Genomic DNA, 1,758 nt, shown 5'->3' with positions numbered 1-1,758 from the left:
TTGGCGAGGGTTTCGCGTTCGGCGGCGATGGTGGTGTTTTCTCCGTGTCCGGTCCTGACGGTGGTTTCCGGCGGGAGGGTGAGGAGGCGTTCGCGGATGGAGGCCAGGATGGTGGGGTAGTCGCTGTAGGAGCGGCCGGTCGCGCCGGGGCCGCCGTTGAACAGGGTGTCCCCGGTGAACACGGTGCCTTCCTGCTCGAGGTGGAAGCAGGTGGACCCGGGTGAGTGGCCGGGGGTGTGGATCGCTTTGAGCACGGCCCCGGCGACCCGGAACTCGTCCCCGTCCCTGATCTCCTTATCGGCGGTGGTGCCGGGGTAGACCTGTTCCCAGAGGACCTGGTCTTCCGGGTTCAGCCAGATGGGGGCACCCACGGCGTCCGCGACCTGCCGGGCGGCGCCGATGTGGTCGTTGTGCGCGTGCGTGAGCAGGATGCCCAGGACCTTCCGGCCCCGCACAGCGCTGATGATCGCGGCGGCGTCGTGCGGGGAATCAATGATGATGCATTCCTCCTCGTTGCCCACGATCCAGACGTTGTTGTCCACGTCCCAGGTCCCGCCGTCCAGGGAGAACGTGCCCGAGGTGACAAGGTTTTCGATCGTGACACTCATGCGGAAACTCCCTGGGTTGCGGCGGCCGCCCGGGTGGCAGCGGCGGGCTGGATTTCGACGACGGAGCGCAGGACCTTGCCCTCGTGCATTTTCTCGAACGCTTCCTCGACCTGGTCGATGGTGATCCGTTCGGACACGAACGCGTCCAAATCCAGGTTCCCCTGTTTGTAATGGGCGACGAGCATCGGGAAGTCCCGGGAGGGCAGGCAGTCCCCGTACCAGGAGGACTTCAGCGACCCGCCCCGGCCAAAGACATCCAGCAACGGCAACTCCAGTGTCATCTCCGGGGTCGGGACCCCGACCAGGACCACACGCCCGGCCAGGTCACGGGCGTAGAACGCCTGCTTATAGGTTTCCGGGCGGCCGACCGCCTCGATCACCACATCCGCGCCGTTCCCGCCAGTCAGTTCCCGGATCGCCTCGACCGGGTCCGTGCTGCGGGAGTTCACCCCGTGCGTCGCGCCCAGGGACTTCGCCATCGCAATCTTGTTATCGTCAATGTCCACCGCGATGATCGTGGTCGCGCCGGCCAGTTTCGCGCCCGCGACCGCGGCGATCCCCACCCCGCCGCAGCCGATCACGGCCACCGACTCACCACGCTTGACCTCACCGGTGTTAATCGCCGCGCCGATCCCGGCCATCACCCCGCACCCGAGCAACCCCACGGCGGCCGGGTCCGCGTCCTCATCAACCTTCGTGCACTGCCCCGCAGCGACCAGGGTCTTCTCCGCGAACGCCCCGATCCCCAACGCCGGAGACAACACCGTGCCGTCCTCCAGGGTCATCTTCTGGGTCGCGTTCGCCGTGTTGAAACAGTACTGCGGCTGGCCCTTCGCGCACGCCCGGCACTGCCCGCACACCGCACGCCAGTTCAAAATCACCCGGTCCCCAACAGCAACCTCGGTGACCCCCTCACCCACAGCAGAGACCACACCGGTCGCCTCATGACCCAACAGATACGGGAACTCATCCCCAATCCCGCCCAGCTTGTAATGCAAATCCGTATGGCACACACCGCACGTCAGAACATCAACCAAAGCCTCACCCGGCCCCGGATCCGGCACCAGAATCGTCTCCACCGACACCGGAGCATCCTTCGCCCTGACAACAACAGCCTTCACTTTATGAACCATAAAATCGCGTTCCTTTC

At 65.6% G+C, this 1,758-nt stretch carries 2 protein-coding genes; both read right to left on the bottom strand.

Going from position 1 to position 1,758, the window contains the following annotated elements; all coding sequences use genetic code 11:
- Positions 1–608 (bottom strand): MBL fold metallo-hydrolase (locus AC5RWD_RS23070; protein ID WP_494022246.1); only part of this gene is annotated, 608 nt, incomplete at its 3' end.
- Positions 605–1,741, bottom strand: a complete 1,137-nt coding sequence (locus AC5RWD_RS23065; RefSeq protein ID WP_494022247.1) for an S-(hydroxymethyl)mycothiol dehydrogenase — start codon at positions 1,739–1,741, stop codon at positions 605–607. The genes AC5RWD_RS23065 and AC5RWD_RS23070, both read right to left, overlap by 4 nt.
- Positions 1,742–1,758: the final 17 nt, after the last annotated feature.

It is taken from the genome of Arthrobacter sp. CMU6 (assembly GCF_059090205.1).
This window is presented reverse-complemented; position numbering and strand designations above follow the sequence as displayed.